Below are 23,906 nucleotides of genomic sequence, written 5' to 3'. Positions count from 1 at the left end.
GCACCCGTGCCAGTCTTTGAGCCGGAATGATCTACGATGCTGACAATCCGTCGCATTGGCGTCACGACTTGCCAGCGTCGCCGAACGGCGATGGGCGAGCCCAGTGCACACTCATCGGCACGAGAGCGAACTCGTCTCCCACCCGGCCCTCCTCGTGGGCCCTTGGAGCGTCGGGCTAAGTGGGCGTAGTGACGCAGCCCCGCCGTGGCCAGGAAGCGCAGATCCGGTGGACGCAGCGCAGCGCACATCGAGAGCGTCACGCAACCCGAGCACTCACCGTCCGCCCGGACGCACCAGCTCATCGGGAACCCCGATCGTCTCCTCCTCGTCGATGTCCCTCGCCGCACCCGCGAACTGCGCCGCGTACAGGGCGGCGAACGCACCCCCGGCGGCGAGGAGGTCGGCGTGCGAGCCGCGCTCGACGATCCGCCCCTCCTCCATGACGAGGATGAGGTCGGCGTCCCGGATCGTCGAGAGCCGGTGCGCGATGACGAAGCTCGTGCGGTCCGAGCGCAGGGCCGACATCGCGTGCTGCACGAGCAGCTCGGTGCGGGTGTCGACCGACGACGTCGCCTCGTCGAGGATGAGCAGCGAGGGGGCCGCGAGGAAGGCCCGGGCGATCGTGATGAGCTGCCGCTCACCCGCACTGATGTTGTCGGCCTCCGCGTTGAGCACGGTGTCGTAGCCGTCGGGCAACGCGTGGACGAACCGGTCGACGTACGTCGCACGCGCCGCAGCGAGCACCTCGTCGTCGCTCGCACCCGGCCGCCCGTAGGCGATGTTCTCGCGGATCGTGCCGGCGAACAGCCAGGTGTCCTGCAGCACCATGCCGACCCGCGACCGCAGGTCGTGCCGGGTGAGCCCGGTGATGTCGACGCCGTCGAGGGTGATCCTGCCCCCGTCGAGCTCGTAGAAGCGCAGCACGAGGTTGACGAGCGTCGTCTTGCCCGCGCCCGTCGGCCCGACGATGGCCACCGTCTGGCCGGGCTTGACGACGAGGTCGAGGTGCTCGATGAGCGGGGTGTCGGCACGGTACGAGAACGAGACGTCCTCGAACGCCACCCGGCCGCGGGGGTCGGCGATCCGACCCGGTGAGGCGGTGTCGGGCTCCTGCTCCTCGGCATCCAGCACGGCGAACACCCGTTCCGCCGAGGCGACGCCGCTCTGCATGAGGTTCGCCATCGACGCCACCTGGGTCAGCGGCTGGGTGAACTGCCGGGAGTACTGGATGAAGGCCTGGACGTCGCCGAGGCTCATCGCCCCGGACGCCACCCGCAGCCCGCCCACGACGGCGATCGCGACGTAGTTGAGGTTCCCGATGAACATCATCGTCGGCATGATGATGCCGCTGATGAACTGTGCCCGGAAGCTCGCGTGGTGCAGGGCGTCGTTGCGTACGGCAAAGTCGCGGTCGGCCTCGGCCTGCCGCCCGAACACCTTGACGAGCTCGTGCCCGGTGAAGGTCTCCTCGACGACGGAGTTGACCTCACCCGTGCTCTTCCACTGCTGCACGAAGTGCCCCTGGCTGCGCTTGCCGATCATCCCCGTCACGACCATCGTCACCGGGATGGTCACGAGGGCGATGAGGGCGAGCAGCGGCGAGATCCACACCATCATGGCGACCATCGCGACGACGGTGAGCAGCGAGGTGAGGAGCTGGCTCAGCGTCTGCTGCAGGCTCTGGGCGACGTTGTCGATGTCGTTGGTCACCCGGCTGAGCAGCTCGCCGCGCGGCTGGCCGTCGACGTAGGGCAGCGGGAGCCGGTTGAGCTTGTCCTCCACGTCGCGGCGCAGCCGGAAGATCGTGCGGTTGACGGCCCCGGTGAGCAGCCGGCCCTGGAGCCACTGCAGCAGCGCCGCGACGAGGTAGATCGCGAGCGCGACGAGCAGGATCCGACCGAGCGCCTCGAAGTCGATCCCCTGGCCGGGCACGACGTGCTCCATCGCCGCGAGCATGTCGGCGACCTGCTCGTCCCCGCGTGCCCGCAGCGCGTCGGCGGCCTGCTCCTGGGTCACCCCCGCCGGGATCTGGGCTCCGAAGACCCCCGCGAAGACGATGTCGGTGGCGGTGCCGAGGATCTTCGGGCCGACCGCGCTGAGCAGCACGCTGCCGACGGCCAGCGCCACGACCATCCACACGATGACCCGCTCGGGGTGGAGCAGGCGCAGCACGCGCTTCGCGGACGGGACGAAGTCCTGGGACTTCTCGGCCGGCATCCCGATGGCCGCGTGCGGCGGACCACCCCGGTGCGCAGCCCCCGGCCCGCGGCGGGCGGCGGCGGCCTTCTCCTCCTCGGTGCGGACCTCGCTCATGCCGCCTCCTCCATCGCCTGCTGGGACTGCACGATCTCGACGTACGTCGGGCAGCTCTCGAGCAGCTCCTCGTGCGTCCCGCTGCCGACGACCCGTCCCTCGTCGAGCACGACGATGCGGTCGGCCTGGATGATCGTCGACACGCGCTGCGCGACGACGACGACCGCCGCGTCGCGGGTCACCGGACGCAGCGCCGCCCGCAGCCGGGCGTCCGTGGCCACGTCGAGGGCGGAGAACGCGTCGTCGAAGAGGTAGACGTCGGCCTTGCTGACGAGCGCTCGGGCGATGGCGAGCCGCTGACGCTGCCCTCCGCTCACGTTCGTGCCACCCTGCGAGATCGGGGAGTGGATGCCGTCCGGCATCGCCCGCACGAAGTCCTCGGCCTGGGCGACCCGCAGCGCCTCCCACAGCTCGTCCTCCGTCGCGTCGGGGTCGCCGTAGCGCAGGTTGGACGCCACGGTGCCGCTGAACAGGTACGGCCGCTGCGGCACGAGCCCGATGTGCGACCACAGTCGCTCGGGGTCGGCGTCGCGCACGTCGACGCCACCGACGAGCACCTGGCCGCCCGTGACGTCGTGCAGGCGTGGGACGACCCCGAGCAAAGTCGTCTTGCCCGAGCCGGTGGAACCGACGACGGCCGTGGTCGTGCCGGGCTCGGCGACGAGCGAGACGTCCCTCAGCACGGGCGACTCCGCACCCGGGTAGGAGAAGGTGACACCGCGCAGCTCGACCGCCACCGGTCCCGCCGGGATCTCGACCGGGTCGAGGGGGGCGTGGACCGAGGACTCGGTGTCGAGCACCTCCTGGATGCGCCCGGCGGACACCGCGGCCCGCGGGATCATCATCGCCATGAACGTCGCCATCATGACCGACATGAGGATCTGGATGAGGTAGGCCATGAAGGCCGTGAGCGACCCGATCTGCATCTCCCCGTTGTCGATCCGCTGCGCCCCGAACCACAGCACGGCCACCGTCGAGGCGTTGAAGATGACCATGACGACCGGGAACGCCAGCGCCATGAGCTTGCCGACCGCAAGCGCGGTGCCGGTGTAGGTGCGGTTGGCCTCGGCGAACCGCTCGCGCTCGACGTCCTCACGGACGAACGCCCGCACGACCCGGATGCCGGTGATCTGCTCGCGCAGGATGCGGTTGACCGAGTCGACCGCGGCCTGCATCGCGCGGAAGTGCGGGATCATCCGCCGGATGATGAGGCCGATCGCGATGGCGAGTGCCGGCACGGCGACGGCGACGAGCCAGGACAGGCCGACGTCCTCACGCAGCGCCATGAAGATGCCGCCGACCATCATGATCGGTGCCGACACCATCATCGCGAGGAACATGTAGACGACCTGCTGCACCTGGGTGACGTCGTTCGTGCTGCGGCTGATGAGGGTGGGGGCGCCGAAGCGCGAGAGCTCCTGGGCGGAGAAGGCCCCGACGGTGCGGAACACCGCGGACCGCACGTCACGGCCGAGGGATGCCGACGTGAAGGCGCCGATCCGCGTCGCGGCGATCGTCGCGGCGACCTGGATGAGCGAGACGGCGAGCATGGCCACCCCGGCCCGCAGGATGAACGCGGTGTCCCCCACCGCGACGCCCTCGTCGATGATCCGGCCGTTCAGGCTCGGCAGGTACAGGGACGCGAGCGTGGCGACGAGCTGGAGGACGAGGAGCACGGCGAGCGGCACGGCATACGGGGTGAGGTGCGTGCGGACGAGGCGGTAGAGCATCAGCGTGACCTCCGGGTGCCGTCGAGGACGACCGAGACGATCTCGACCGGCGTCAACGGTCGCGCCGGGAACATGGGGTGGACGCTGGAGAGGGTCAGGTGGGCGAGGAGGTTGACGACGTCCTCGGGGGGCAGCCGCAGGGTGCTCGCGTCGTCGCCGATGAGCTCGACCATCGTCGCGTCGACCTCCGGGTCGGAGCCCCGCCGTCCCGGCCGGGCGTGCTTCGGTGGCGCCATCCCCGAGGCGTGGAGGACGGCCATCAGCCCGACGATCCGCTCGACGTGGGCCCGCAGCACCGTGACGGCGACGACGAGCCGCTCGTCGAGCGGCAGCGCCCGGTCGACGGCCCGCAGCTCGTCGAGCACCTGCCCCGTGTCGAACGCGGCTGCCGTGCAGGCGTGCACGAGCTCATCCTTGCTGCCGAAGGCCCGGAAGACGGTGCCCTCGGCGACCCCGGCCGCCTCGGCGACCTGGCGGGTCGTGAGGGCCGCCCCGTGCTCGCGGAGCAGGGGGATGGTCACCTCGACGAGCGAGGCGCGACGCTCGTCGGGTCGCAGGGCGGGCGCTCGGGGGGTCACCCGGTCCACGATAAGTGAGTGAGCACTCACTCACAAGTGGTTTCCACCCTCGTCAGCGCTCGAGGCGCTCCTCGGCCGCGTCGAGCAGCGCGCGGGTCGGCATCGCGACGTCGCGCTCGTGCGCCGCCCCCGCCGCGAGCGAGAGCAGCACCCCCGCGGTGCGGACGTCGAGGGCCTCGGGATCGACGACGGCTCGGGCCTCCCCCTCCCAGCGACGCACGACCTCGGCCCCGGCCGGGCCGAGCGCGACGGCGTGCGCGACGAGGCAGGCGAGGTCGTCGACCCGGTGGCCCGGGCCGAGGGTGTCGACGTCGAGCAGGGCGCCGGGTCGCCACTCCTCCCCCTCGCGCCGCGCGGTCAGCTGGCCCTCGTGGAAGTCGCCGTGGGTGGGCACGACCGGCCCCAGGTCGACGGCGGCGGAGCGCTCGCGGACCGCCCGGCCGAGGGCGAGCGCGCCCGGTGCATCAGTGCCGCTCGCGGCCACGGCGTTCGCGTAGTCCCGGGCGCGGTCCGACCAGGCGGCCCGGCGGGCCAGGTCGAGCACCTGCGCGGGCAGGGCGTCGAGGATGCCGGTGAGGTCACCGAGCGTGACCCCCCGGGCCCCGTCGGCGCCGATCGCCTCGACGAGCGGACGACCGCGGGCCTCCTCGAGGACGACGAGGCCGTGCGACGTCGCGGAGAGCACCCGGGGCACCGGAACCCCTGCGGCGGTGAGCAGCCGGTGGCGATGCACGACGTCCGGAGCTCCGCCGCGCCCGGAGGTCGGGCGCAGGACCTTGACGTACGACGTGACGTCGTCGCGGACCGCACGCACGACCGCCCGGCGCAGCGGCCGGTAGCCGACGAGGGCCAGGCTGGTCACCGGGCCGCTCCCGGGGAGCACCTGCTCGAGGGCCACCGGGTCGCACGCCACGCCCAGGCCGGGCAGGGCGGGGTCGTGCGGGTGGAGCCAGCCGAGCAGGCGACCGGACGGACCCTCCATCCGCACGACGTTCGGGGCGTCCGACGGCACGTCGCGCCCGGCGGTCGAGCTGAGCAGCACGTAGTCCTCGACGACCGCACCGCAGTCGTGGCGCACCCACACCCGGTAGCCGACGGTGACCCCGTCCCCGGGCCGGTGCTGCACCGAGTGCACCCGGTGGTCGGTCACCTCGGCGCCGATCGTCGTCACGGCGAGCGAGAGCGGCTCGCGGGCCTGCGGGCCGGTGAGCAGGGCGAGCACGTCGGCCTCCCCGGACCCGCGGACCGAGGGGTCAGCGACCGGGGCCAGCGCGGTGGCGGAGCTGGTCATGGGTCGACGTCAGTTCGCGCTCGGCGCCGACGCGGGGCTGTTCGGGGAGTTCGGGGAGTTGGGGGAGTTGGGCGAGTTCGGGGTGTTCGCGGACACCGGGCTGGCGGGGCTCACCGGCGACGCCGGGCTCTCCGGTGAGTTCGGGGAGTTCGGGGAGTTCGGCGAGTTCGGGGAGTTCGGGGAGTTCGGCGAGTTCGGAGAGTTCGGGCTGGCCGGCGAGACCTGGCTGCGGTCCGTCGTGCCCGACACCTTCGCCGAGGGGGTCGACGTGGATGCCGGGTCGGCCGTCGGCGTGCCGGTCGAGGTGGCCGTGGCCGTCCCGGTCGACACGCTGCGGCTCGTGGTGGCCGGCGTGCCCGTGTCGGCCGAGGCGGCCGAGGCGGCCGCGGCACCGGCGACGGCCGACCCGGTGACGGCGAGCGCGCCGAGCGCGCCGGTGACGATCCAGGCCTTGCGGGGAAGGGCGTTCATGGCGTTCTCCTCGAGTCTGGCGCGGCACCTCGCCGCTGCTGTCCCCCCAGCCTCGGGGGTCAACATGAGCCGCTCGTGATCCGCCCATGAAGCCTCCTTCATGAAACGCCGCGCTCACGCGTCGGCCCGGCCGGACCTCAGTGCAGCAGCCCGTCCTTCGCGGCGTCCCGCACGAACGCGACGACCTCCGCGCGCACGGCATCCGCCTCGAGGCCGAGCAGCCCTGAGATGGCCGCGGCCGCGGCGCGTGCCGTCAGGTCACCGTCGCAGACGGAAGTGAGAGCGGCGGTGACCGTCGTGAGGGTGAGGTGGCGCCGCAGCCCGCCGCCCTGGCGCAGCACGATGACGCTGGGGTGCTCGGCCCCCGGCAGCGCGTGACGCTCCTCGTGGACGTCGGCGGCACAGGTCCACGCCGTGTCGAGGACCGCGTCGTCGTCGTGCTCGGCCAGCCAGGAGCGCGCCGCCAGCCCGGCGAGGACCGTAGGGCCCATCGGGGCCTCGACCGGCCAGGGAACGTCCATGAGGTCGGCGAACGGCGCCCGCTCGACGCGGGGTCGGTGCAGCGTCACGACGCCGAACCCGATCGACTCGACGTCGCGCGCCTCGAAGTCGTCGAGCCAGGCGGCGTACATCGCGTTGAAGTCGGCCGTGCCGACGTGGTGCCCGCCGTCGCGCGCCCAGGTCTCGGCGTACTCCGCGGGGTCCTGGACCTCGCGCTGGACGACCCAGGCGTCGAGCCCGGTGCCGTCGAGCCAGGCGCCGACCCGCTCGGTCCACGTCGTGCCGCGCGGCACCTCCCAGTTGCCGAGGAACTGGGCGACCCCGCCGGGCTCGAGGTGCGCGCCGACCGCACGGACGAGGTCGCGGACGACGGCGTCGCCGGCCACGCCACCGTCGCGGTACTCGAAGAGGGGCACCGCCCCCGAGCGGGGGGTGATGACGAACGGCGGGTTGCTCACGACGAGGCCGAACCGCTCCCCCGCGACCGGGTCGAGCATCGACCCGCTGCGCACGTCCCAGTCGGCCTCGTCGAGCGCGGCGTTGAAGCGGGCGTAGGCGAGCGCGCGCTGCGACAGGTCGGTGACGACGACCTCGTCGACGTGCGCACCCAGGTGCAGGGCCTGCACGCCGCACCCGGTGCCCAGGTCGAGCGCCCGCGAGACGTGCGGGCGCGGGGTCCACGAGGCGAGCGTCGCGGACGCCCCGCCGATGCCGAGCACGTGGTCCTCGCGCACCGGCCGCCCCGTCGCGACCTCCCCGAGGTCCGAGGCGACCCACCAGTCGACGTCGTCGGCGGCGTAGGGGCGCAGGTCGCACAGGGCGACGACGCCGTCGCCCTCGAGGGCCAGCAGCCCGAGGGAGACCGCCCCCCCGACCCCGAGGGTCGGCAGCGCCGCCTCCGCCTCCGCGGCGTCGACGGGGTCCCCCAGCGTGAAGAGGCGCACGAGGGTGGCGCACGGGTCGGCGGAGCGCGCCGTGACCCGCTGGGCCGGTAGCGCCTGCTCGCGGTCGAGGGCGGCCGAGGCCATCGGGCCGAGCAGGTCGGTCACCCCGGACACGGTGAAGCGTGAGGAGACGAGGTCGGCACGCAGCGAGCGCACGAGGGCCGCGTCGACGCGGGGCGGGTTCGGGGTCATCGAGGACGAGCGTAGGGCGTCCACACGGGTCGGTCACGGCGCGTTCGGCGGGACACCCTCGACGGATGCCGTCCACCTCCTTGCTGTGCCGGGGGGCTCGGTCTACGGTCGAGGCGGATGGCGCGGGGCGTCGTCCGGCACGGATCACCGCACCTCGCAGGGGTGCCGGCGCCCGATCCCCTCCCCGCGCCGAGCCGGCCGGCGGGCGCCGGACCCGCCCCCATCGGACGAGGAGGTGCGGGTGTGGCGGCCGGACGGCACGAGGTGACGGTCAACGGCACCGCACGCTCCCTCGCGGGCACCGACCCGGCGACGAGCGCCCTGGACTTCCTGCGCGCCCAGGGTCTCACCGGGGCCAAGGAGGGGTGCGCCGAGGGCGAGTGCGGGGCTTGCGCCGTGCTCGTCCTGCGCCCGGACGGGGTCGGGCGGGGTGGGGCCGGCGCGGACGGCGGCACCGACGGGTCCGACGGCACGGCCGGCGCCGACCTCGGGCGCAGCCGGTGGACCGGCGTCAACGCCTGCCTCGTCCCCGCGGCCGCGCTCGACGGCCAGGAGGTCCTCACCGCCGAGGGCCTCGGCACCCCCGACGCCCTGCACCCCGTGCAGCACGAGCTCGCCGTGCGCGGCGGGTCGCAGTGCGGCTACTGCACCCCGGGGTTCGTCTGCGCGATGGCGGCCGAGTACTACCGCGGCGACCGGCATCCGCACGCCGTCCCCGACCGCGAGCACGGTCCGAACGGGTTCGACCTCCACGCCCTGAGCGGGAACCTGTGCCGGTGCACCGGCTACCGGCCGATCCGCGACGCCGCCTTCGCCCTCGGTGCCCCCGAGGCCGGCGACCCGCTGGCGTCCCGGGCCACCCACCCCCCTCCGGCCGCCCCACCGAGCCGGCTCGAGGGAGCGAGCGGCGCGTTCGAGCGCGCCACCGACCTGAGCCGTCTCCTCACCCTGCTGCGGGAGCATCCGGATGCCGTGCTCGTCGCCGGTGCCACGGACTGGGGCGTCGAGGTCAACCTGCGGGGCGCCCGGGCCCGACTGGCCGTCGGCATCGACCGGGTGCACGAGCTGCGTGCACTGCACGTCGGGCACGACGCCGTCGAAATCGGCGCGAGCCTCACGCTGAGCGAGGTGGGACGCGCACTCGCGGGACGCGTCCCACTGCTCGACCAGCTGCTGCCGCAGTTCGCCTCGCCCCTCATCCGCAACGGCGCGACCCTCGGCGGAAACCTCGCGACCGCCTCGCCCGTCGGGGATGCCGCGCCGGCCCTGCTCGCCCTCGAGGCGGACGTCGTCCTCGCGTGCGCCGGGGGTGAGCGCACGGTGCCGCTCTCCGGCTACTTCACCGGCTACCGGCGCACCGTGCGACGGCCCGACGAGGTCATCCGGGCCGTGCGGATCCCCCTGCCGCTCAGCGGGGTCACCGCGTTCCACAAGGTCGCCAAGCGACGCTTCGACGACATCTCGAGCGTCGCCGCCGGCATCGCCCTCGACGTGCGGGACGGGGTCGTCGCGAAGGCCCGCATCGGCCTCGGCGGGGTCGCCGCCACCCCGGTCCGGGCGCTCGCGACCGAGGCCGCCCTCGAGGGCCGACCGTGGACGGCCGAGGTCGTGCGGGCCGCCGCGCAGGTCATGGGCCGCGAGGGGACGCCGATCGACGACCACCGCGCCAGCGCGGCCTACCGGTCCGCGATGCTCGGCACGGCCCTGCTCCGGCTGCACGCCGAGGCCGACCCCTCGCTCGCGCCGGCGGTGGCACCGTGAGCGGGCTCTCCGAGCGCCCGCCGGGTGCCGTCGTCGGGCGGCCCCTCCCCCACGAGTCGGCGGCCCTGCACGTCACCGGAGCGGCCCTGTACACCGACGACCTCGTCGGCCGCACGCACGGCATCCTCCACGCCCACCCCGTGCAGGCGCCGCACGCCCACGCGCGGGTGAGCACGCTGCGCACGGCGCCGGCCCTCGACGTGCCCGGGGTCGTGCGGGTGCTCACCGCCGACGACGTGCCCGGTCTCGACGACGCCGGCACCCACCACGACGAGCCACTCTTCCCCGACGAGGTGATGTTCCACGGGCACGCGGTGTGCTGGGTGCTCGGAGAGACCCTCGAGGCCGCCCGGCTCGGAGCCCTCGCGGTCGAGGTCGACTACGAGCCGCTCCCGGCGCTCGTCACCCTCCGCGAGGCGATCACCGCCGCGAGCTTCCAGGGCGGGCAGCCGACCGTGGCGCGCGGCGACGTCGACGGTGCGTTCGACGAGGCGGCGCACGTCTTCAGCGGCGAGCTCGACCTCGCGGGACAGGAGCACTTCTACCTCGAGACGCACTGCTCGCTCGCCCAGGTCGACGAGTCGGGGCAGGTGTTCGTGCAGTGCAGCACCCAGCACCCGACCGAGACCCAGGACGTCGTCGCCCACGTGCTCGGCGTGCCCAGCCACGCGGTGACCGTGCAGTGCCTGCGGATGGGCGGGGGGTTCGGGGGCAAGGAGATGCAGCCCCACGGGTACGCCGCGGTCGCGGCCCTCGGCGCCCGGCTCACGGGCCGCCCGGTCCGGCTGCGGCTCAGCCGAACCCAGGACATGACGATGTCGGGCAAGCGGCACGGGTTCCACGCGCAGTGGCGGGTGGCGTTCGACGACGACGGCCTCCTGCAGGCGCTCGACGCGACGCTGACCTCGGACGGCGGCTGGAGCCTCGACCTCTCCGAGCCGGTGCTGGCCCGGGCCCTCTGCCACGTCGACAACGCCTACTTCATCCCCCACGTGCGGCTGCACGGCCGGATCGCGCGCACCCACAAGACCTCGCAGACCGCCTTCCGGGGGTTCGGGGGGCCGCAGGGGATGCTCGTCATCGAGGACGTCCTCGGCCGGTGCGCGCCGCTGCTCGGGATCGACCCGGTCGAGCTGCGTCGGCGCAACTTCTACCGCCCCGGCCAGAAGACGCCGTACGGCCAGCCGGTCCGCCATCCCGAGCGGCTCGTGGCCTGCTGGGAGCAGGTGCTCTCGTCGGGCGACGTCGCGACGCGGCAGGCCGAGATCCGGGCGTGGAACGCCACCCACGAGCACGCCCGCCGTGCCCTGGCCGTCACGCCCGTGAAGTTCGGCATCTCCTTCAACTTCACCGCCTTCAACCAGGCCGGCGCGCTCGTCCACGTCTACAAGGACGGCTCGGTGCTCGTCACCCACGGTGGCACCGAGATGGGCCAGGGCCTGCACACGAAGATGCTCCAGGTCGCCGCCACCGCGCTCGGGGTGCCGCTGTCGACGGTGCGTCTCGCACCGACGCGCACCGACAAGGTCCCCAACACCTCGGCGACGGCCGCGAGCTCGGGCGCCGACCTCAACGGAGCGGCCGTCAAGGACGCGTGCGAGCAGGTCCTCGACCGGCTGCGCCCGGTCGCGGCGGAGCGGCTCGGCGTGGCACCGGATGCCGTGCGCGTCACCGACGGTGTCGTGTCCGCGCCGGGCAGCGACGCGACACTCGCCTGGGCCGACCTCGTGCACCAGGCGTACTTCCGGCGCGTCCAGCTCTGGGCCGCGGGCTTCTACCGCACCGAGGGCCTGCACTGGGACTCCACGGCCATGCGGGGCGAGCCCTTCAAGTACTTCGCGTACGGCGCCGCCGCGACCGAGGTCGAGGTCGACGGGTTCACCGGCTCCTACCGCATCCGCCGCGTCGACATCGTGCACGACGTCGGCGAGAGCCTGTCGCCCCTCGTCGACCTCGGCCAGGTCGAGGGTGCGTTCGTCCAGGGCGCCGGCTGGCTCACCCTCGAGGACCTGCGCTGGGACGAGGGAGACGGCCCCACCCGCGGGCGGCTCGCGACGCAGTCGGCGAGCACGTACAAGCTGCCGAGCTTCTCGGAGATGCCGGAGGTGCTCCACGTCGAGCTGCTGGCACACGCCCCCGAGGACGGCGCCGTGTACGGGTCCAAGGCGGTCGGTGAACCACCGCTCATGCTCGCCTTCTCGGTGCGCGAGGCGCTGCGCCAGGCCGCGGCATCCTTCGGACCGGCCGGCACGAGCGTCGACCTTCCCTCCCCGGTGACCCCCGAGGTGCTGTGGTGGGCGATCGAGGACGCCCGCCACCGTCCCCGGGACCACGGGCTCGCCACCGGTGGCCCCGGGCGGGTTCCCGAGCAGCCGCACCCCGCCGCGCCGCCCCTCCGGCCCCACTCCGAGCGCGCGGCCCGGGCGACGTCCGAGAGGGCCTGACGTGGTCTGGGCCGCCGCCGTCGAGCGGCTGCGTCGTGAGCGCCGGGCCGGGGTGCTCGTCACGCTGCTCGCGGTGCGCGGTCACGCCCCGCGCGCGGCCGGAGCCAAGATGGTCGTCGCCGCGGACGGGACGTGGGGCAGCATTGGCGGCGGCAACCTCGAGGCCACGGCTGTCGCGCGGGCTCGTGCGATGCTCGTCGAGGGGTCGGTCGCCCCCGAGCAGCTCACCCTCGCCCTGAGCCACCGCTCGCGCACGGAGCACGGGCGCCAGTGCTGCGGGGGCGAGGTGAGCATCCTCCTCGAGCCGCTCCCCGTCGTCGCGGCCGTCGCCGTGTTCGGCGTCGGTCACGTCGGGCTCGAGCTGGCCCGGGTGCTGGCCCGGCACGACCTCGAGCTGCACCTCGTCGACTCGCGGGCGGAGCAGCTCACGGCCGAGCGGCTCTCCTGCCTCGACGACGCCGTCGCCCGGGTCCAGGTGCACCACGCCGTGCTGCCCGAGCTCGTGCTCGCCGAGCTGCCCACCGGCACCCACGTCGTCGTCATGACCCACGACCACGCCGAGGACGCCGCCCTGTGCGACGCCGCGCTGCGCTGCGACCACCTCGGCACGATCGGGGTCATCGGCTCGTCGGCCAAGGCGGGCCGGTTCCGCCGGGTGCTCACCGACGACGGGCACCCGCCGGATGCCGTGGCGCGGCTGCGCAGCCCGATCGGCCTCCCGGGGTTCACCGGCAAGGAGCCGGCCGTCATCGCGGTCGCGGTGGCCGCCGAGCTGCTCGGCCGCATCTCGGCCGAGCGGGCCGAACGGTCGCCGCCGGACCAGGGGCCGCGCGATCGGGAGTCCACGACGCGCTGACCGGCAGCGGGGCAGCTCAGCGCCTCGCGGACCGCCGACCGCCGGTCCCGGACGTCGGCGGACGCGCGTGGGGCCGGGTTCCCGCTGGAACCCGGCCCCACGGCATCCGGTCGCGTCAGACCTGGACGGGGTGCTGCTCCTGGGCCGGCGCCGCGTCGGGGTCGCTGTCCCCACCGATCGCGAGGTCCTTGCTCTTGGCGTAGGCCACGGCCGCGCCGACGACGACGAGGGCGACCGCCGCGATGCCGTAGCGGATCGGCTCGGAGGCGCTCGGGCCGATCGACAGGGCCACGATGGCCGGGGCGATGAGCACCGACACGAGGTTCATGACCTTGAGGAGCGGGTTGATGGCCGGGCCCGCGGTGTCCTTGAACGGGTCGCCGACGGTGTCGCCGATGACGGCTGCCGCGTGGGCCTCGGAGCCCTTGCCGCCGTGCGCGCCGTCCTCGACGATCTTCTTCGCGTTGTCCCACGACCCGCCGGAGTTGGCGAGGAAGACGGCCATGAGGGCGCCCGAGCCGATGGCCCCGGCGAGGAACCCGGCGAGGGCGCCGATGCCCAGCCCGAAGCCGACGGCGACCGGCATGAGTGCGGCGAGCAGACCCGGCGTCGCGAGCTCGCGCAGCGAGTCGCGGGTGCAGATGTCGACGACGCGGCCGTACTCGGGCTTCTCGGTGTAGGTCATGATGCCGGGGTGCTCGCGGAACTGGCGGCGCACCTCGAAGACGATGGCACCGGCCGCCCGGGTGACCGCGTTGATCGCCAGGCCCGAGAAGAGGAAGACGACGGCCGAGCCGATGAGGACGCCGACGAGCGTGCTCGGGTCGGTGACGAGGCCGTACGCGCTGTTGAGGAAGTCGGTGCCCTGCTGCTCGGTGACGCCGGAGACGTCGAGCGCCCGCACCGCGCTCTGCCACGCCTCGGTGTAGGAGCCGAAGAGCGCGGTCGCGGCGAGCACGGCGGTCGCGATCGCGATGCCCTTCGTGATGGCCTTCGTCGTGTTGCCGACCGCGTCGAGCTCGGTGAGGATCTGGGTCCCCTCGCCGTGGACGTCGCCGGACATCTCGGCGATGCCCTGGGCGTTGTCGGACACCGGACCGAAGGTGTCCATGGCCACGATGACGCCGACGGTGGTGAGCAGGCCGCACCCGGCGAGGGCGATGAGGAAGAGGGCGAGCGCCGTCGAGCCGCCGCCGAGGAGGAAGGCGAGGTAGACGGCGGTCGCGATGATGCCCGCCGTGAAGACGGCCGACTCGAGGCCGACGCCGATCCCCGACAGCACGACCGTCGCGGGCCCGGTGAGGGTGGTGCGGGCGACGTCGAGGGTCGGTCGCTTGTCGGTGCCCGTGTAGTGGCCGGTGAGCCACAGGATGATGCCGGCCAGGACGATGCCGATGACGACCGCGAGCACGGCGGCCAGGCGGGGGTCGCCGGTGAGGGCGGCGATCTCCTCGTTCGAGGATCCGAGCTCGGCGTAGGTCGAGGGCAGGTACAGGTAGGCGGTGATCGCGGACAGGACCGCGGAGACGATGGCGGCGATGTAGAAGCCACGGTTGATCGCGTTGAGCGCGCTCTCGCCCGGCCGTGCCTTGGTGACGTAGACGCCGAGGAGGGCGGTGACCGCGCCGATGGCGGGGACGAGGAGCGGGAAGACGAGGCCGTACTCGCCGAACGCGACGGAGCCGAGGATGAGGGCGGCGACGAGGGTGACGGCGTAGGACTCGAAGAGGTCGGCGGCCATGCCGGCGCAGTCGCCGACGTTGTCACCGACGTTGTCGGCGATCGTCGCGGCGTTGCGCGGGTCGTCCTCGGGGATGCCGGCCTCGATCTTGCCGACGAGGTCGGCGCCCACGTCGGCGGCCTTGGTGAAGATGCCGCCGCCGACTCGCATGAACATGGCGAGCAGGGCGGCGCCGAAGCCGAAGCCCTCGAGGACCTTCGGGGCGTCGCCCTCGTAGGCGAGCACGACGATCGCGGCGCCGAGCAGGCCCAGGCCCACGGTCGCCATGCCGACGACGCCACCGGTGCGGAAGGCGATCCGCATGCCGACGTCACGACCGTCGTCGTGGCGGGCGGCGGAGGCGACCCGGACGTTGGCCTTGACGGCCAGGCTCATGCCGAGGTAGCCGATCGACGCCGAGAAGAGCGCGCCGAGCACGAAGAAGCCGGACCGGCCCCACCGCACGCCGGCGGTGTCGGCCGGCAGGAGGAGCAGGAGGCCGAACACGAGCACGACGAAGATCGCGAGCGTCTTGAACTGGCGGGCGAGGTAGGCCTGCGCACCCTCCTCCACGGCCGCGCCGATCTCCTGCATCTTCTCGGTGCCCGGGTCGGCGGCCAGCACCTGGCGCCGGAAGACGAACCCCATGACGAGCGCCACGACCGCGATGACCGCGACGACGATGACGTACGTGAGGTTGTCTCCGGTGAGCTCCAGGGCAGAGCCTGACTCGGCCGAAGCGAGCGCGACGGGTGCCATTGCATCCTCCTTGACGGGTGTGTTCGCGCCCCGGGCGAAAAGTCGCCGACGGCTGGGACGCCCGGGCGCACCTTACCCGCCGTCCCACCCCCGTGTGTCCCCCTCCCCCGGCGTGAGTCACGTCACGCGTGAGGAGTGGCGGGCCCCGCGCAGCCGCGGGAGGATGCCCCAGCGGCCCCCGGTTCAGGCGGCGAGCGCGTCGGCGACGCTGGCGTGGATGCCGAAGACCTTGTCGAGCCCGGTGATCCGGAAGACCCGGAGGATGCGGTCGTTGGAGCAGACGATCTTGAGCCACCCGCTCTGGTTGCGGACGAGCTTGAGGCGACCGACGAGCACGCCCAGGCCGGTCGAGTCGAGGAACGTGACCTGCTCGAGGTCGACGACGAGGCACGGGCGGCCCGCCGCGATCTCCTCGTCGAGGGCGGCGCGCAGCTGCGCCGCCGTGTAGACGTCGACCTCGCCGGCGACCGTGACGACGCTGACGTCGTCGTGGTGGGAGGTGGTGACGGTCAGCTCCACGGGCGTGGCTCCTTGTGAACGCGCAGGTCGTCTGCCCCGCCAGCGTGTCGGGACCGAGGATTACCGTAGTCGGAGTGTCCACTCCCGACCAGCACCTCGCCGTCCTCACGGCGAGATCGAGCGCCGATCGCCTGCTCCACGTCGAGCACGTGCCGGCCCGCTCGGCCCGGCTCGGCCAGTGGCCGGACGACCTCTCCCCCGTCGTGCTCTCCGCCCTGCTCGCCGCCGGGATCGAGCGTCCGTGGTCGCACCAGCGGGCGGCCATCGAGCTCGCGAGCGCCGGGCGGCACGTGGTGCTCGCCACCGGCACGGCATCCGGCAAGAGCCTGGGCTACCTCGTGCCGGTGCTGTCGGCCGTCGTCGAGGGGGCGGCGACGCCGGGCGGGCGCGGCGCCACGGCGCTCTACCTCGCGCCGACGAAGGCCCTGGCGGCCGACCAGCTCGCCCGGGTCGAGGCGATGGCCGTGCCCGGGGTGCGTGCCGCGACCTACGACGGCGACACCCCGCCCGACGAGCGCCGGTGGGTGCGCGACCACGCGAACGTCGTGCTCACGAACCCTGACCTGCTGCACCACTCCCTGCTGCCCGGGCACGACCGCTGGTCGCGGTTCCTGCGCTCGCTGAGGTACGTCGTCGTCGACGAGTGCCACGTCTACCGCGGGGTGTTCGGATCGCACGTCGCGTCGGTGCTGCGCCGGTTGCGGAGGGTGGCGGCCCGCTACGGGGCGTCGCCGACGTTCGTGCTCGCCTCGGCGACGGTCAGCGAGCCCGCCGGTCACGCGTCGCGCCTCGTCGGGATGCCGGTCGCGGCCGTCACCGACGACGGCTCGCCTCGCGGGGCCATGACGTTCGCGCTGTGGGAACCGTCGACCGAGGACGGCCACCGTCGGTCGGCGACGACCGAGGCAGCCGAGATCCTCGCGCGGCTCGTGCTCGACGGCGTGCAGGCGGTGGCCTTCGCCCGCAGCCGGGCCGGGGCCGAGGCGCTCGCGACGAATGCCCGCCGACGCGTCGAGCAGGACGACCCCGGGCGCGCCGAGGGGGTGTCGGCGTACCGCGGCGGCTACCTCCCCCAGGACCGCAGGGCGATCGAGCGCGGGCTGCGGGACGGCACGGTCCGTGGCCTCGCGGCGACGAACGCGCTCGAGCTGGGCATCGACGTCAGCGGGCTCGACGCCGTCGTCCTGGCCGGGTGGCCCGGGCGCCGCGCGAGCCTGTGGCAGCAGGCCGGCCGGGCCGGGCGGTCGGGGGAGGAGTCGCTCGCCGTGCTCGTGGCCGCCGACGACCCGCTCGACACCTACCTCGTGCGCCACCCCGAGGCGGTGTTCGGGGCGCCGGTCGAGGAGACGGTCATGGACCCCCTCAACCCGCACGTGCTCGCCCCGCACCTCGCGGCCGCCGCGGCCGAGCTGCCGCTGTCGGAGGCGGACCTGCCGATGTTCGGGCCCGACGCACGGCGGCTGCTCGACACGCTCGTGACGAACGGCATCCTGCGGCGGCGGCCGTCGGGGTGGTTCTGGGCCCGGGAGGACCGGCCCACCGAGCACATCTCGCTGCGGGGGACCAGCGACGTCGTCGCGGTCGTCGAGGCCCGGACCGGGCGGGTGCTCGGCACGGTCGACGAGGCGTCGTCGCACAGCCAGGTGCACACCGGAGCCGTGCACGTGCACCAGGGCGAGACGTGGGTCGTCACCGAGCTCGACCTCCAGGCGCGCGCGGCCCACGTCGTGCGCGGCGACCCCGGGTGGTCGACGCATGCGCAGTCGGTGAGCCGCTTCGACATCCTCGCCACCGAGCGCACCGACCGCCGCGCCAGGGCCCAGGCCTCGTTCGGCACGGTGCGGGTGACGACGCAGGTCACGGGTTTCCTGCGCCGGCTGCCGTCGGGCGAGGTGCTCGGCACCCACCCTCTCGACCTGCCCGAGCGCGCCCTGACGACGAAGGCGGTGTGGTGGACGGTACCCGCCGACGTCCTCGACGCGGCCGGGGTGGCCGAGGACCGCGTGCCCGGTGCCCTCCACGCGGCCGAGCACGCCGCGATCGGCATGCTCCCCCTCGTCGCCACCTCGGACCGGTGGGACGTCGGTGGCGTGTCGACCGCCCTGCACCCCGACACCGCGCAGCCGACGATCATGGTCTTCGACGGCTACCCGGGGGGCGCGGGCTTCGCCGAGCGCGGGTTCGCCGCCTTCGAGACCTGGGTGCGGGCCACCCGCGACGCGGTGCTGGGGTGTACGTGCCAAGCCGGCTGCCCGGCCTGCGTGCAGTCGCCCAAGTGCGGGAACGGCAACGAGCCGCTCGACAAGGCCGGCGCGGTGACCGTGCTCGAGCTCGCGCTCGCGGCCGCCGGCTGACGGGTCGAGCGGGCCGGTGACACATGTCCCGGTCGTAGGACGGTCTGGGCCGAAGGGCGCCGGTAGGGTCGCCCCATGGTGCTTCTCGGAGTCCTCCTCGTCCTGCTCGCTGCCGCGGCGGGTGTGCTGCTGTTCGCGGGGACCGCCCAGCTCACCGACACCGTCGACGTCGAGATCCTGGGCGGCACGCTCAGCCTGCCCCCGCTGACCCTCCTCGTCACCGGCATGGTCGTCATCTCGCTCTTCTGGCTCGGCTGGGCGATCCTGCGCAGCGGCCTGCGACGCGGCAAGCGTCGCCGGGTGCAGGCGAAGGAGGCCGCCGCCGCGGCCGAGGCCCAGCGGGTCGAGGACGAGCGCCGCCTCAAGGAGGAGGTCGCGGCGCGCGACCGGCAGCTCATGGAGGAGCGCCGGCTGCGCGAGGAGGAGACGGCCCAACTTCGGCAGGAGGCCGACGCCCGTGGCACCGAACCGGTCGCTCCGGGCACGCGCGACCTCGCCGACGACCACCGGGCCGAGGCACCCGCCTCCCGCCCCCCGGCAGGCGAGACGCCACGGAGCCGCGCCGAGGGCACCGACCCCACGGTCTGACCAGGCTCACCCACCGTCCGTCACGCCCTCCGTCACGGTGCCGGCCCGGGTCACCCACCATCCGTCACACCCTCCGTCACGGTGCCGGCCCGGGTCACCCACCATCCGTCACGCCCTCCGTCACGGTGCCGGCCCGGGCCCGGGCCACGACGGCGTCCGGGAGCCACCCCCATCCCGCTGGAGGGCTGAGGACGACTCGCACCTGCACCAGGACCGACCCGTCGTGAGCGGGCCGGCACCCCGTGAGCTCAGCCCCGTTCGCCTGCGCCACGGCCGCCGCTGAACCGCAGTCCGTCCCCGCCCCGGTGAGGCTCGGTGCCGCCGCTGCGAGCGCCGCGAGGTCGGCGGCGGCCCCGGCCCGGTGGGCGTCGCGCACGACCCCCACGACGACGAGCACGCCTGCAAGGACCACGGTGACAGCGGCCGCCGCCCCGACGACGAGCACGGTGGCGCTCCCCTCCTCCGCACCGGGCCCGACCGTCCGGCCGCCTCCCAGGGCCGGCACCACGACGGCTCCTCCGGTCACGGTCCCCGCCCCGGCCCCGGCCCCGGCTCGGACCGTGCCACGGCCGTGGACCTCGGGGGGTCGAGGATGCCGAGCGGCGCCAGCACCCCGGGGACCCGACCGGTGACCGAGACGCTCACCTGCCCGTCGTCGGACGCGAGCACGACCTGGGCACCCGGTGGGGCCGCTCGACCGGCCGCGCGCAGGACGACGTCTCGCGGCTCGCCGCGCGCCAACAGCCGGGCCCCCACCCGAGCGGCGTCGACGCACCGCACCTGCGCGAGGCCCAGGTCGACCGCCGCGAGGGCGACGGCGAGGACGAGGACGAGGCTGGGGAGCGCCACCGCCAGCTCGGCGGTGGCGGCCCCCCGGTCGGGGCGACCTCGCCTCGTCACGACCCCGAGCCGAGCGCGGCGACGATCACCTGGGACAGCGCGTTCTTCACCGGCCCGGAGCGGACGACGGCGAGGAGCAACCCGGCGAAGGCGACCGCGGCCATCGTGCCCACGGCGTACTCCGCGGTCGTCATCCCCTGCTCCCCGACCGCCCTCGCCCGGGCCAGCACCCGGCGCGCGCCGGTCACGGACCGCCACCCCCGGCCCCACGCCCCCGTCGCGCCGGTCACGGACCGCCACCCCCGGACCCGCGCCCCCGTCGCGCCGATCCCCGGCCCCCACGTGGAGACCCTCGGCACGGCTCGCGCCCCCCTGGCCCACGTTCCGGACATGATTCGAACCACCCTCGTCGTCATGATGCCTCCTGCTCCCTCGGCGCGGCTCTCGCGCCCTGCGTCAACTGTCGACGGGACCGGTCCGCAGGGCGAGGACCGGCTCGAACCTGTGGACGGGAGCGGTGTCGGGCGACGGGTGTGGACGGCGAGCGCGACGGTGTCGGGCGACGGGTGTGGACGGCGAGCGCGACGATCTTGCTCACGGGAGCAGCCCGTCGAGCAGGAGCAGGACGAAGGGCGCCACCGTCGTCGCGACGAAGCCGGGCAGGAAGCAGGCGCCGAGCGGCAGGACGATCAGGACCCCGGCCCGCTGGACCGCCGCCTCGACGCGCCGGGCCTCCTCCTCTCGCATCCGGTCCGCGGCCGCGGCGAGGAGCCCGGCCGGGGCCGCCCCCGCCGTGTGCGCCGCATGCCAGGCGACCGCCGCAGCGGCCCACCCGGGGCCGACGCGCGACCAGGCCCGGTCCGGGTCCTCACCCCATCGGTGCGCAGCCGCGACGACGGCCAGCTCGGCGCCGGCCGGCCCCCCGACGAGCCTCGCGACGGCCTCGAGGGCCTCGACCGACCCGGCACCGCTGCGCAGGGCTGCCGCTACGAGCCCCAGCGCGGCACACGCCTCGTCGACGGTGGGGTGAGCGGGTGCGCCGTCGCCGCCCGGGGACCCCGTGGCCCCGCCCTGCCCACCCCACCGCGGCGGCCACCCCACGACCGCGAGCGCGACGAGGATGCCGACGACGAGGTCGACGCGCGTGATCATCCCGTCGCCCTGCCGGTGCGCCCCGGTCGCTGCGCCCGGTGCAGCAGCGACCTCGCCCAGCACCACCCGGCTGCCGTGAGCAACAGCCCCGTGACCGCGAGCACCCGCGCCGGCTGGGTGCCGTAGAGCCTGCCGGGGCCGATGCCGACGAGGGCCGCGGCGACCGGGCCCGCGACCGGCAGGACCGACAGCAGCCACATCGACGCGCGCGGGCCGGCGACGACGACCGCGGTGCGGGCCCGTGCCGCCTGGCGCCCGCGGATCGACGCCGCGGCCTCGGCCGTGACCGCCGCCGTCCCGGCTCCCACGTCGTCGGCCAGTCGCCAGGCGGAGGCAAGGAGCCCGAGGTCCTGCCGTTCCTGCACGCTGAGGCCCGGGAGCTCACGGAGCAGGGCGGCGACACCGCGTCCGTCGGAGAGGGACTGCGCCAGGGTCGCGTCGAGCCACGGTGCGCCCCTGGACACCGCCGGGGACCGCGCCGCGACGCGCGCAGCCGAGCCGAGGTCGAGGCCGGCCTCGAGCCCGACGGCGACGACCTCCGCGAAGTCAGCCACCCACGAACCGTCCACCCGCCGGGTACGCGTGCCCCCGTGGTGACGACCCGCGCCAGGGGGCCGCACCCACGCGCGCGGTCCGGCGCGAGGGAGCGGATCGGGACCCGCCGGTGCACCGGCACGGGGGTGCGATGACGGGTGAGGGCGTGGTCGCGGCCTCCACGGCCACACGAGCACGGCCAGGACGACGAGGACGCCCGCCGTCAGCACGGCCCGACCCGGCGGGACAGCGACCCCAACGACGGAACGAGCTCGAGCAGCCGGTCGTACCCCGGCCCGGCGACGAGACCGTCGGCACCACAGGTCGCTGCCACGGCGACGCGCACGCAGGCGGAGTCACGGGCGTCGGGCACGACGACCCCGATTCGCTCGACGCGCCGGGCGCCTGCGGTGCGTGTGACGTGGACGACGGCGCGCAACGCCTCGCGGAGCTGGGCGTGGACGGCCGTGCGGGGCATCCCGGCGAGGGCCCCGAGCGCCTCGATCCTCGCGGGCAGCTCGTCCGGACCGTTCGCGTGGACGGTGCTCATCCCACCCTCGTGCCCGGTGTTGAGCGCCGCGAGCAGCTCGCGCACCTCGGCGCCCCTGACCTCTCCGACGACGAGCCGGTCGGGACGCATCCGCAGGGCCTGGCGGACGAGGTCGACGAGGGTGACCCCGCCGGCGCCCTCGACGTTGGGTGTGCGCCCCTGGAGCCGCACGACGTGCGGGTGGAGCGGGTCGAGCTCTCGCACGTCCTCGACGACGACGATGCGCTCGGTGGGTGCGCACTCGGCAAGGAGAGCCGCGAGCACCGTCGTCTTCCCCGCACCGGTGCCACCGGTGACGACGAGCGACACCCGGGCCCGGACGAGCCCGCGCAGGACGACCGCCAGCTCGGGTGTGACGGCGCCGAGGCGAAGGAGCGCCCCGACCCCATCGGGCCGGTGCCGCGCGAACCGCAGGCTGACGTGCGGGCCGCCGTCGGCGAGTGGCGGGAGCACGGCGTGCAGCCGCACCCCCGTCGGCAGCACGCCGTCGACCCACGGCTGGGCGTCGTCGAGCCGCCGCCCGGCCAGGCCCGCCAGCCGGACCGCGAGGGGGCGCAGGTCGTCGGCAGCCACCCTCGTGGCGCTGCGCTCGACACCCTGCCCGCGGTCGACCCACACCACGCCGTCGCCGTTGACCATGACATCGGTGACCTCGGGGTCGCTCGAGAGCGCCTCGAGCGGACCGAGGCCCACGAGCCGTTCGAGCAGCCGTCGCTCCGCCGACGCCCGGCCGTCGACGCCCAGGGTGGCGGTGTGCTGCGCAGCGATCCGCGCCACACCCGCCGGCGTCGGCGGGTCACCCGCCCGGATGGACCGCTCGACGGCATCCCCGAACGGCCCGGCCCGCGCGCTCACGACGCGTCCGCGACGTCGTCGACGACCGAGACGACCCGGTCGGCACACCGGCGTACGGCGTCGCGCGCGACCCCCGGGAAGAGGCCGCGCTCGGCGTCCCGGGGGACGTGCGGATCGTCGGGCAGGTGGTGCAGGTGAGCCACCCCGAGGTGGGCGACGACGTCGTCGAGCACCTCGGCCGAGGTGCGGGCCCCGCGGGTGACGAGGCGCACGTCGCACGGCGGGTACCCGTGGACCCCGCCGTCGACCCCGCCGTCGAGCAGCCGCGCGACGACGGCGTCGGCGTCGGCGAGCGCGCGGGTGCGCAGGCCCGTGAGCACGACGACGAGAGACCCGGCGGAGAGCACCTGGGGCAGGGCGGGGCTCCAGGCCGGCAGGTCGAGGACGAGCCGGGCCGGGCCGGAGGCGAGCGAGGCGAGGACGTCGCGGACGGCGACATCGGGCAGGTCGGGCGAGATGCCCCCGCGAGCCGAGAGGACGTGGCACCCGTCCTCGCCGGGGAGCACGGGCAGCAGGGCGTCAGGGGGCAGCCGGCCCCGCACCTGCCGCAGGTCGTCCCAGCGTCGGCCGGGCAGGTGCTCGACCCCGGCGGTGACCTCGAGGCCACCGCGGGCGAGGTCGAGGTCGGCGACGACCGCGGGCGGCCCGGTCGCGGCCAGCCGGCGCCCGACCGCGAGCGCGAGGGTGCTCGCGCCGAGGCCCCCGGACGCCCCGACGACGGCGATGACGGGCGATGTGAGCGACATGGGTGGAGCCTGCGCCACACCCGGCACCCGCCGCCACGACCGGCGGGCACCCTGTGGACGAGGACCCGGAGGTGCCGGGCCTGTGGACGAGCGGACTGCGCGGGGCGGGCCACCTGGCTGCCGAGCGGACTGCTCGGGGCGGGCCACCTAGGGCCTGTTACGAAAGTGACTGGTGGGGTTACGGCGTGTCCGCGGGATGAGGCGGGCC

General features: G+C 74.7%; 20 protein-coding genes. 6 read left to right on the top strand and 14 right to left on the bottom strand.

Translation table 11 applies throughout. From position 1 onward, the window contains the following. Positions 1-273: 273 nt before the first annotated feature. Genes ABD899_RS14680 through ABD899_RS14665 form a run of 4 tightly spaced genes read right to left on the bottom strand, consistent with a single transcriptional unit; the run spans position 274 to position 5,912 of the window. Positions 274-2,313, bottom strand: a complete 2,040-nt coding sequence (locus ABD899_RS14680) for an ABC transporter ATP-binding protein (protein ID WP_345207330.1) — start codon at positions 2,311-2,313, stop codon at positions 274-276. Then, positions 2,310-4,043 carry an ABC transporter ATP-binding protein gene (locus ABD899_RS14675; protein WP_345207328.1) on the bottom strand — a complete coding sequence of 578 codons (1,734 nt, stop codon included), beginning with the start codon at positions 4,041-4,043 and terminating at the stop codon, positions 2,310-2,312. Before ABD899_RS14675 ends, ABD899_RS14680 begins: the two co-directional genes overlap by 4 nt. Beyond that, positions 4,043-4,621 (bottom strand): TetR/AcrR family transcriptional regulator, encoded by a 579-nt coding sequence (locus ABD899_RS14670; RefSeq protein WP_345207327.1) that lies wholly within the window; start codon positions 4,619-4,621, stop codon positions 4,043-4,045. The genes ABD899_RS14675 and ABD899_RS14670 overlap by 1 nt, the downstream gene beginning before the upstream one ends. A gap of 52 nt (positions 4,622-4,673) precedes the next feature. After that, the gene (locus ABD899_RS14665) at positions 4,674-5,912 is read right to left on the bottom strand and encodes a phosphotransferase (RefSeq protein WP_345207325.1); all 1,239 of its coding nucleotides are present in this window, start codon (positions 5,910-5,912) and stop codon (positions 4,674-4,676) included. Here ABD899_RS14665 and ABD899_RS14660 point away from each other — a divergent pair. Next, entirely contained in the window at positions 5,911-6,462 is a 552-nt protein-coding gene (locus tag ABD899_RS14660) for a hypothetical protein (protein WP_345207323.1), read from the top strand. The genes ABD899_RS14665 and ABD899_RS14660 overlap by 2 nt on opposite strands. Positions 6,463-6,520: 58 nt before the next feature. On the opposite strand, the gene ABD899_RS14655 is transcribed toward ABD899_RS14660, so the two are convergent. After that, positions 6,521-8,020, bottom strand: coding sequence for a DUF7059 domain-containing protein (locus ABD899_RS14655; RefSeq protein WP_345207321.1), 1,500 nt, complete (start codon positions 8,018-8,020; stop codon positions 6,521-6,523). A 243-nt stretch (positions 8,021-8,263) separates the two neighbouring features. Here ABD899_RS14655 and ABD899_RS14650 point away from each other — a divergent pair, with 243 nt between their 5' ends. The 3 genes from ABD899_RS14650 to xdhC are packed head-to-tail and all read left to right on the top strand — an operon-like array spanning position 8,264 to position 13,081. Further along, the gene (locus tag ABD899_RS14650; RefSeq protein ID WP_345207319.1) at positions 8,264-9,781 is read left to right on the top strand and encodes a xanthine dehydrogenase small subunit; all 1,518 of its coding nucleotides are present in this window, start codon (positions 8,264-8,266) and stop codon (positions 9,779-9,781) included. Further along, complete coding sequence (gene xdhB / locus ABD899_RS14645; protein ID WP_345207317.1) at positions 9,778-12,225, top strand: xanthine dehydrogenase molybdopterin binding subunit; 2,448 nt, start codon at positions 9,778-9,780, stop codon at positions 12,223-12,225. The genes ABD899_RS14650 and xdhB overlap by 4 nt, the downstream gene beginning before the upstream one ends. Position 12,226: 1 nt before the next feature. After that, entirely contained in the window at positions 12,227-13,081 is an 855-nt protein-coding gene (gene xdhC, locus ABD899_RS14640) for a xanthine dehydrogenase accessory protein XdhC (protein ID WP_345207315.1), read from the top strand. Positions 13,082-13,196: 115 nt separating this feature from the next. Here the strand turns inward: xdhC and ABD899_RS14635 are convergent, their stop codons facing one another. Both ABD899_RS14635 and ABD899_RS14630 read right to left on the bottom strand, forming a co-directional pair. Then, a complete protein-coding gene (locus ABD899_RS14635) occupies positions 13,197-15,560 on the bottom strand; it encodes a sodium-translocating pyrophosphatase (RefSeq protein ID WP_345207313.1) in 2,364 nt (787 codons plus the stop codon). Positions 15,561-15,743: 183 nt separating this feature from the next. Further along, positions 15,744-16,079, bottom strand: coding sequence for an STAS domain-containing protein (locus ABD899_RS14630; RefSeq protein WP_345207310.1), 336 nt, complete (start codon positions 16,077-16,079; stop codon positions 15,744-15,746). Positions 16,080-16,153: 74 nt separating this feature from the next. Between ABD899_RS14630 and ABD899_RS14625 the strand changes: the two genes are divergently transcribed. After that, the gene (locus ABD899_RS14625) at positions 16,154-18,433 is read left to right on the top strand and encodes a DEAD/DEAH box helicase (RefSeq protein ID WP_345207307.1); all 2,280 of its coding nucleotides are present in this window, start codon (positions 16,154-16,156) and stop codon (positions 18,431-18,433) included. 75 nt (positions 18,434-18,508) lie between these two features. Next, positions 18,509-19,021, top strand: a complete 513-nt coding sequence (locus ABD899_RS14620) for a hypothetical protein (RefSeq protein WP_345207305.1) — start codon at positions 18,509-18,511, stop codon at positions 19,019-19,021. 94 nt (positions 19,022-19,115) lie between these two features. Here the strand turns inward: ABD899_RS14620 and ABD899_RS14615 are convergent, their stop codons facing one another. The 7 genes from ABD899_RS14615 to ABD899_RS14585 all read right to left on the bottom strand — a co-directional run bounded on the left by ABD899_RS14615 (position 19,116) and on the right by ABD899_RS14585 (position 23,698). Next, complete coding sequence (locus ABD899_RS14615) at positions 19,116-19,526, bottom strand: Rv3654c family TadE-like protein (RefSeq protein WP_345207303.1); 411 nt, start codon at positions 19,524-19,526, stop codon at positions 19,116-19,118. Positions 19,527-19,543: 17 nt separating this feature from the next. After that, a complete protein-coding gene (locus ABD899_RS14610) occupies positions 19,544-19,921 on the bottom strand; it encodes a TadE family type IV pilus minor pilin (protein ID WP_345207301.1) in 378 nt (125 codons plus the stop codon). Continuing rightward, positions 19,918-20,253, bottom strand: coding sequence for a DUF4244 domain-containing protein (locus ABD899_RS14605; protein WP_345207299.1), 336 nt, complete (start codon positions 20,251-20,253; stop codon positions 19,918-19,920). Before ABD899_RS14605 ends, ABD899_RS14610 begins: the two co-directional genes overlap by 4 nt. Before the next feature lie 202 nt (positions 20,254-20,455). Next, a complete protein-coding gene (locus tag ABD899_RS14600; RefSeq protein ID WP_345207297.1) occupies positions 20,456-21,013 on the bottom strand; it encodes a type II secretion system F family protein in 558 nt (185 codons plus the stop codon). Next, on the bottom strand, positions 21,010-21,567 hold the full coding sequence (locus tag ABD899_RS14595) for a type II secretion system F family protein (protein WP_345207295.1): 558 nt from the start codon (positions 21,565-21,567) through the stop codon (positions 21,010-21,012). The genes ABD899_RS14600 and ABD899_RS14595 overlap by 4 nt, the downstream gene beginning before the upstream one ends. A gap of 203 nt (positions 21,568-21,770) precedes the next feature. Beyond that, the gene (locus tag ABD899_RS14590) at positions 21,771-22,952 is read right to left on the bottom strand and encodes a TadA family conjugal transfer-associated ATPase (protein ID WP_345207293.1); all 1,182 of its coding nucleotides are present in this window, start codon (positions 22,950-22,952) and stop codon (positions 21,771-21,773) included. Next, positions 22,949-23,698, bottom strand: coding sequence for a CpaE-like family protein (locus tag ABD899_RS14585; protein ID WP_345207291.1), 750 nt, complete (start codon positions 23,696-23,698; stop codon positions 22,949-22,951). Before ABD899_RS14585 ends, ABD899_RS14590 begins: the two co-directional genes overlap by 4 nt. Between the last annotated feature and the right edge of the window lie 208 nt (positions 23,699-23,906).

Origin of the sequence: Fodinibacter luteus (assembly GCF_039541575.1) — a bacterium.
GTDB classification, from domain to species: Bacteria; Actinomycetota; Actinomycetes; order Actinomycetales; family Dermatophilaceae; genus Fodinibacter; species Fodinibacter luteus.
This window is presented reverse-complemented; position numbering and strand designations above follow the sequence as displayed.

What these genes read in the sequence shown, in the direction of transcription:
- ABD899_RS14675 (WP_345207328.1), bottom strand. Translation starts at nt 4,043, where the DNA reads ATGCTCTACCGCCTCGTCCGCACGCACCTCACCCCGTATGCCGTGCCG.
- ABD899_RS14620 (WP_345207305.1), top strand. Translation starts at nt 18,509, where the DNA reads ATGGTGCTTCTCGGAGTCCTCCTCGTCCTGCTCGCTGCCGCGGCGGGT.
- ABD899_RS14635 (WP_345207313.1), bottom strand. Translation starts at nt 15,560, where the DNA reads ATGGCACCCGTCGCGCTCGCTTCGGCCGAGTCAGGCTCTGCCCTGGAG.
- ABD899_RS14585 (WP_345207291.1), bottom strand. Translation starts at nt 23,698, where the DNA reads ATGTCGCTCACATCGCCCGTCATCGCCGTCGTCGGGGCGTCCGGGGGC.
- ABD899_RS14655 (WP_345207321.1), bottom strand. Translation starts at nt 8,020, where the DNA reads ATGACCCCGAACCCGCCCCGCGTCGACGCGGCCCTCGTGCGCTCGCTG.
- ABD899_RS14665 (WP_345207325.1), bottom strand. Translation starts at nt 5,912, where the DNA reads ATGACCAGCTCCGCCACCGCGCTGGCCCCGGTCGCTGACCCCTCGGTC.
- ABD899_RS14600 (WP_345207297.1), bottom strand. Translation starts at nt 21,013, where the DNA reads ATGATCACGCGCGTCGACCTCGTCGTCGGCATCCTCGTCGCGCTCGCG.
- ABD899_RS14605 (WP_345207299.1), bottom strand. Translation starts at nt 20,253, where the DNA reads ATGTCCGGAACGTGGGCCAGGGGGGCGCGAGCCGTGCCGAGGGTCTCC.
- ABD899_RS14680 (WP_345207330.1), bottom strand. Translation starts at nt 2,313, where the DNA reads ATGAGCGAGGTCCGCACCGAGGAGGAGAAGGCCGCCGCCGCCCGCCGC.
- ABD899_RS14660 (WP_345207323.1), top strand. Translation starts at nt 5,911, where the DNA reads ATGGGTCGACGTCAGTTCGCGCTCGGCGCCGACGCGGGGCTGTTCGGG.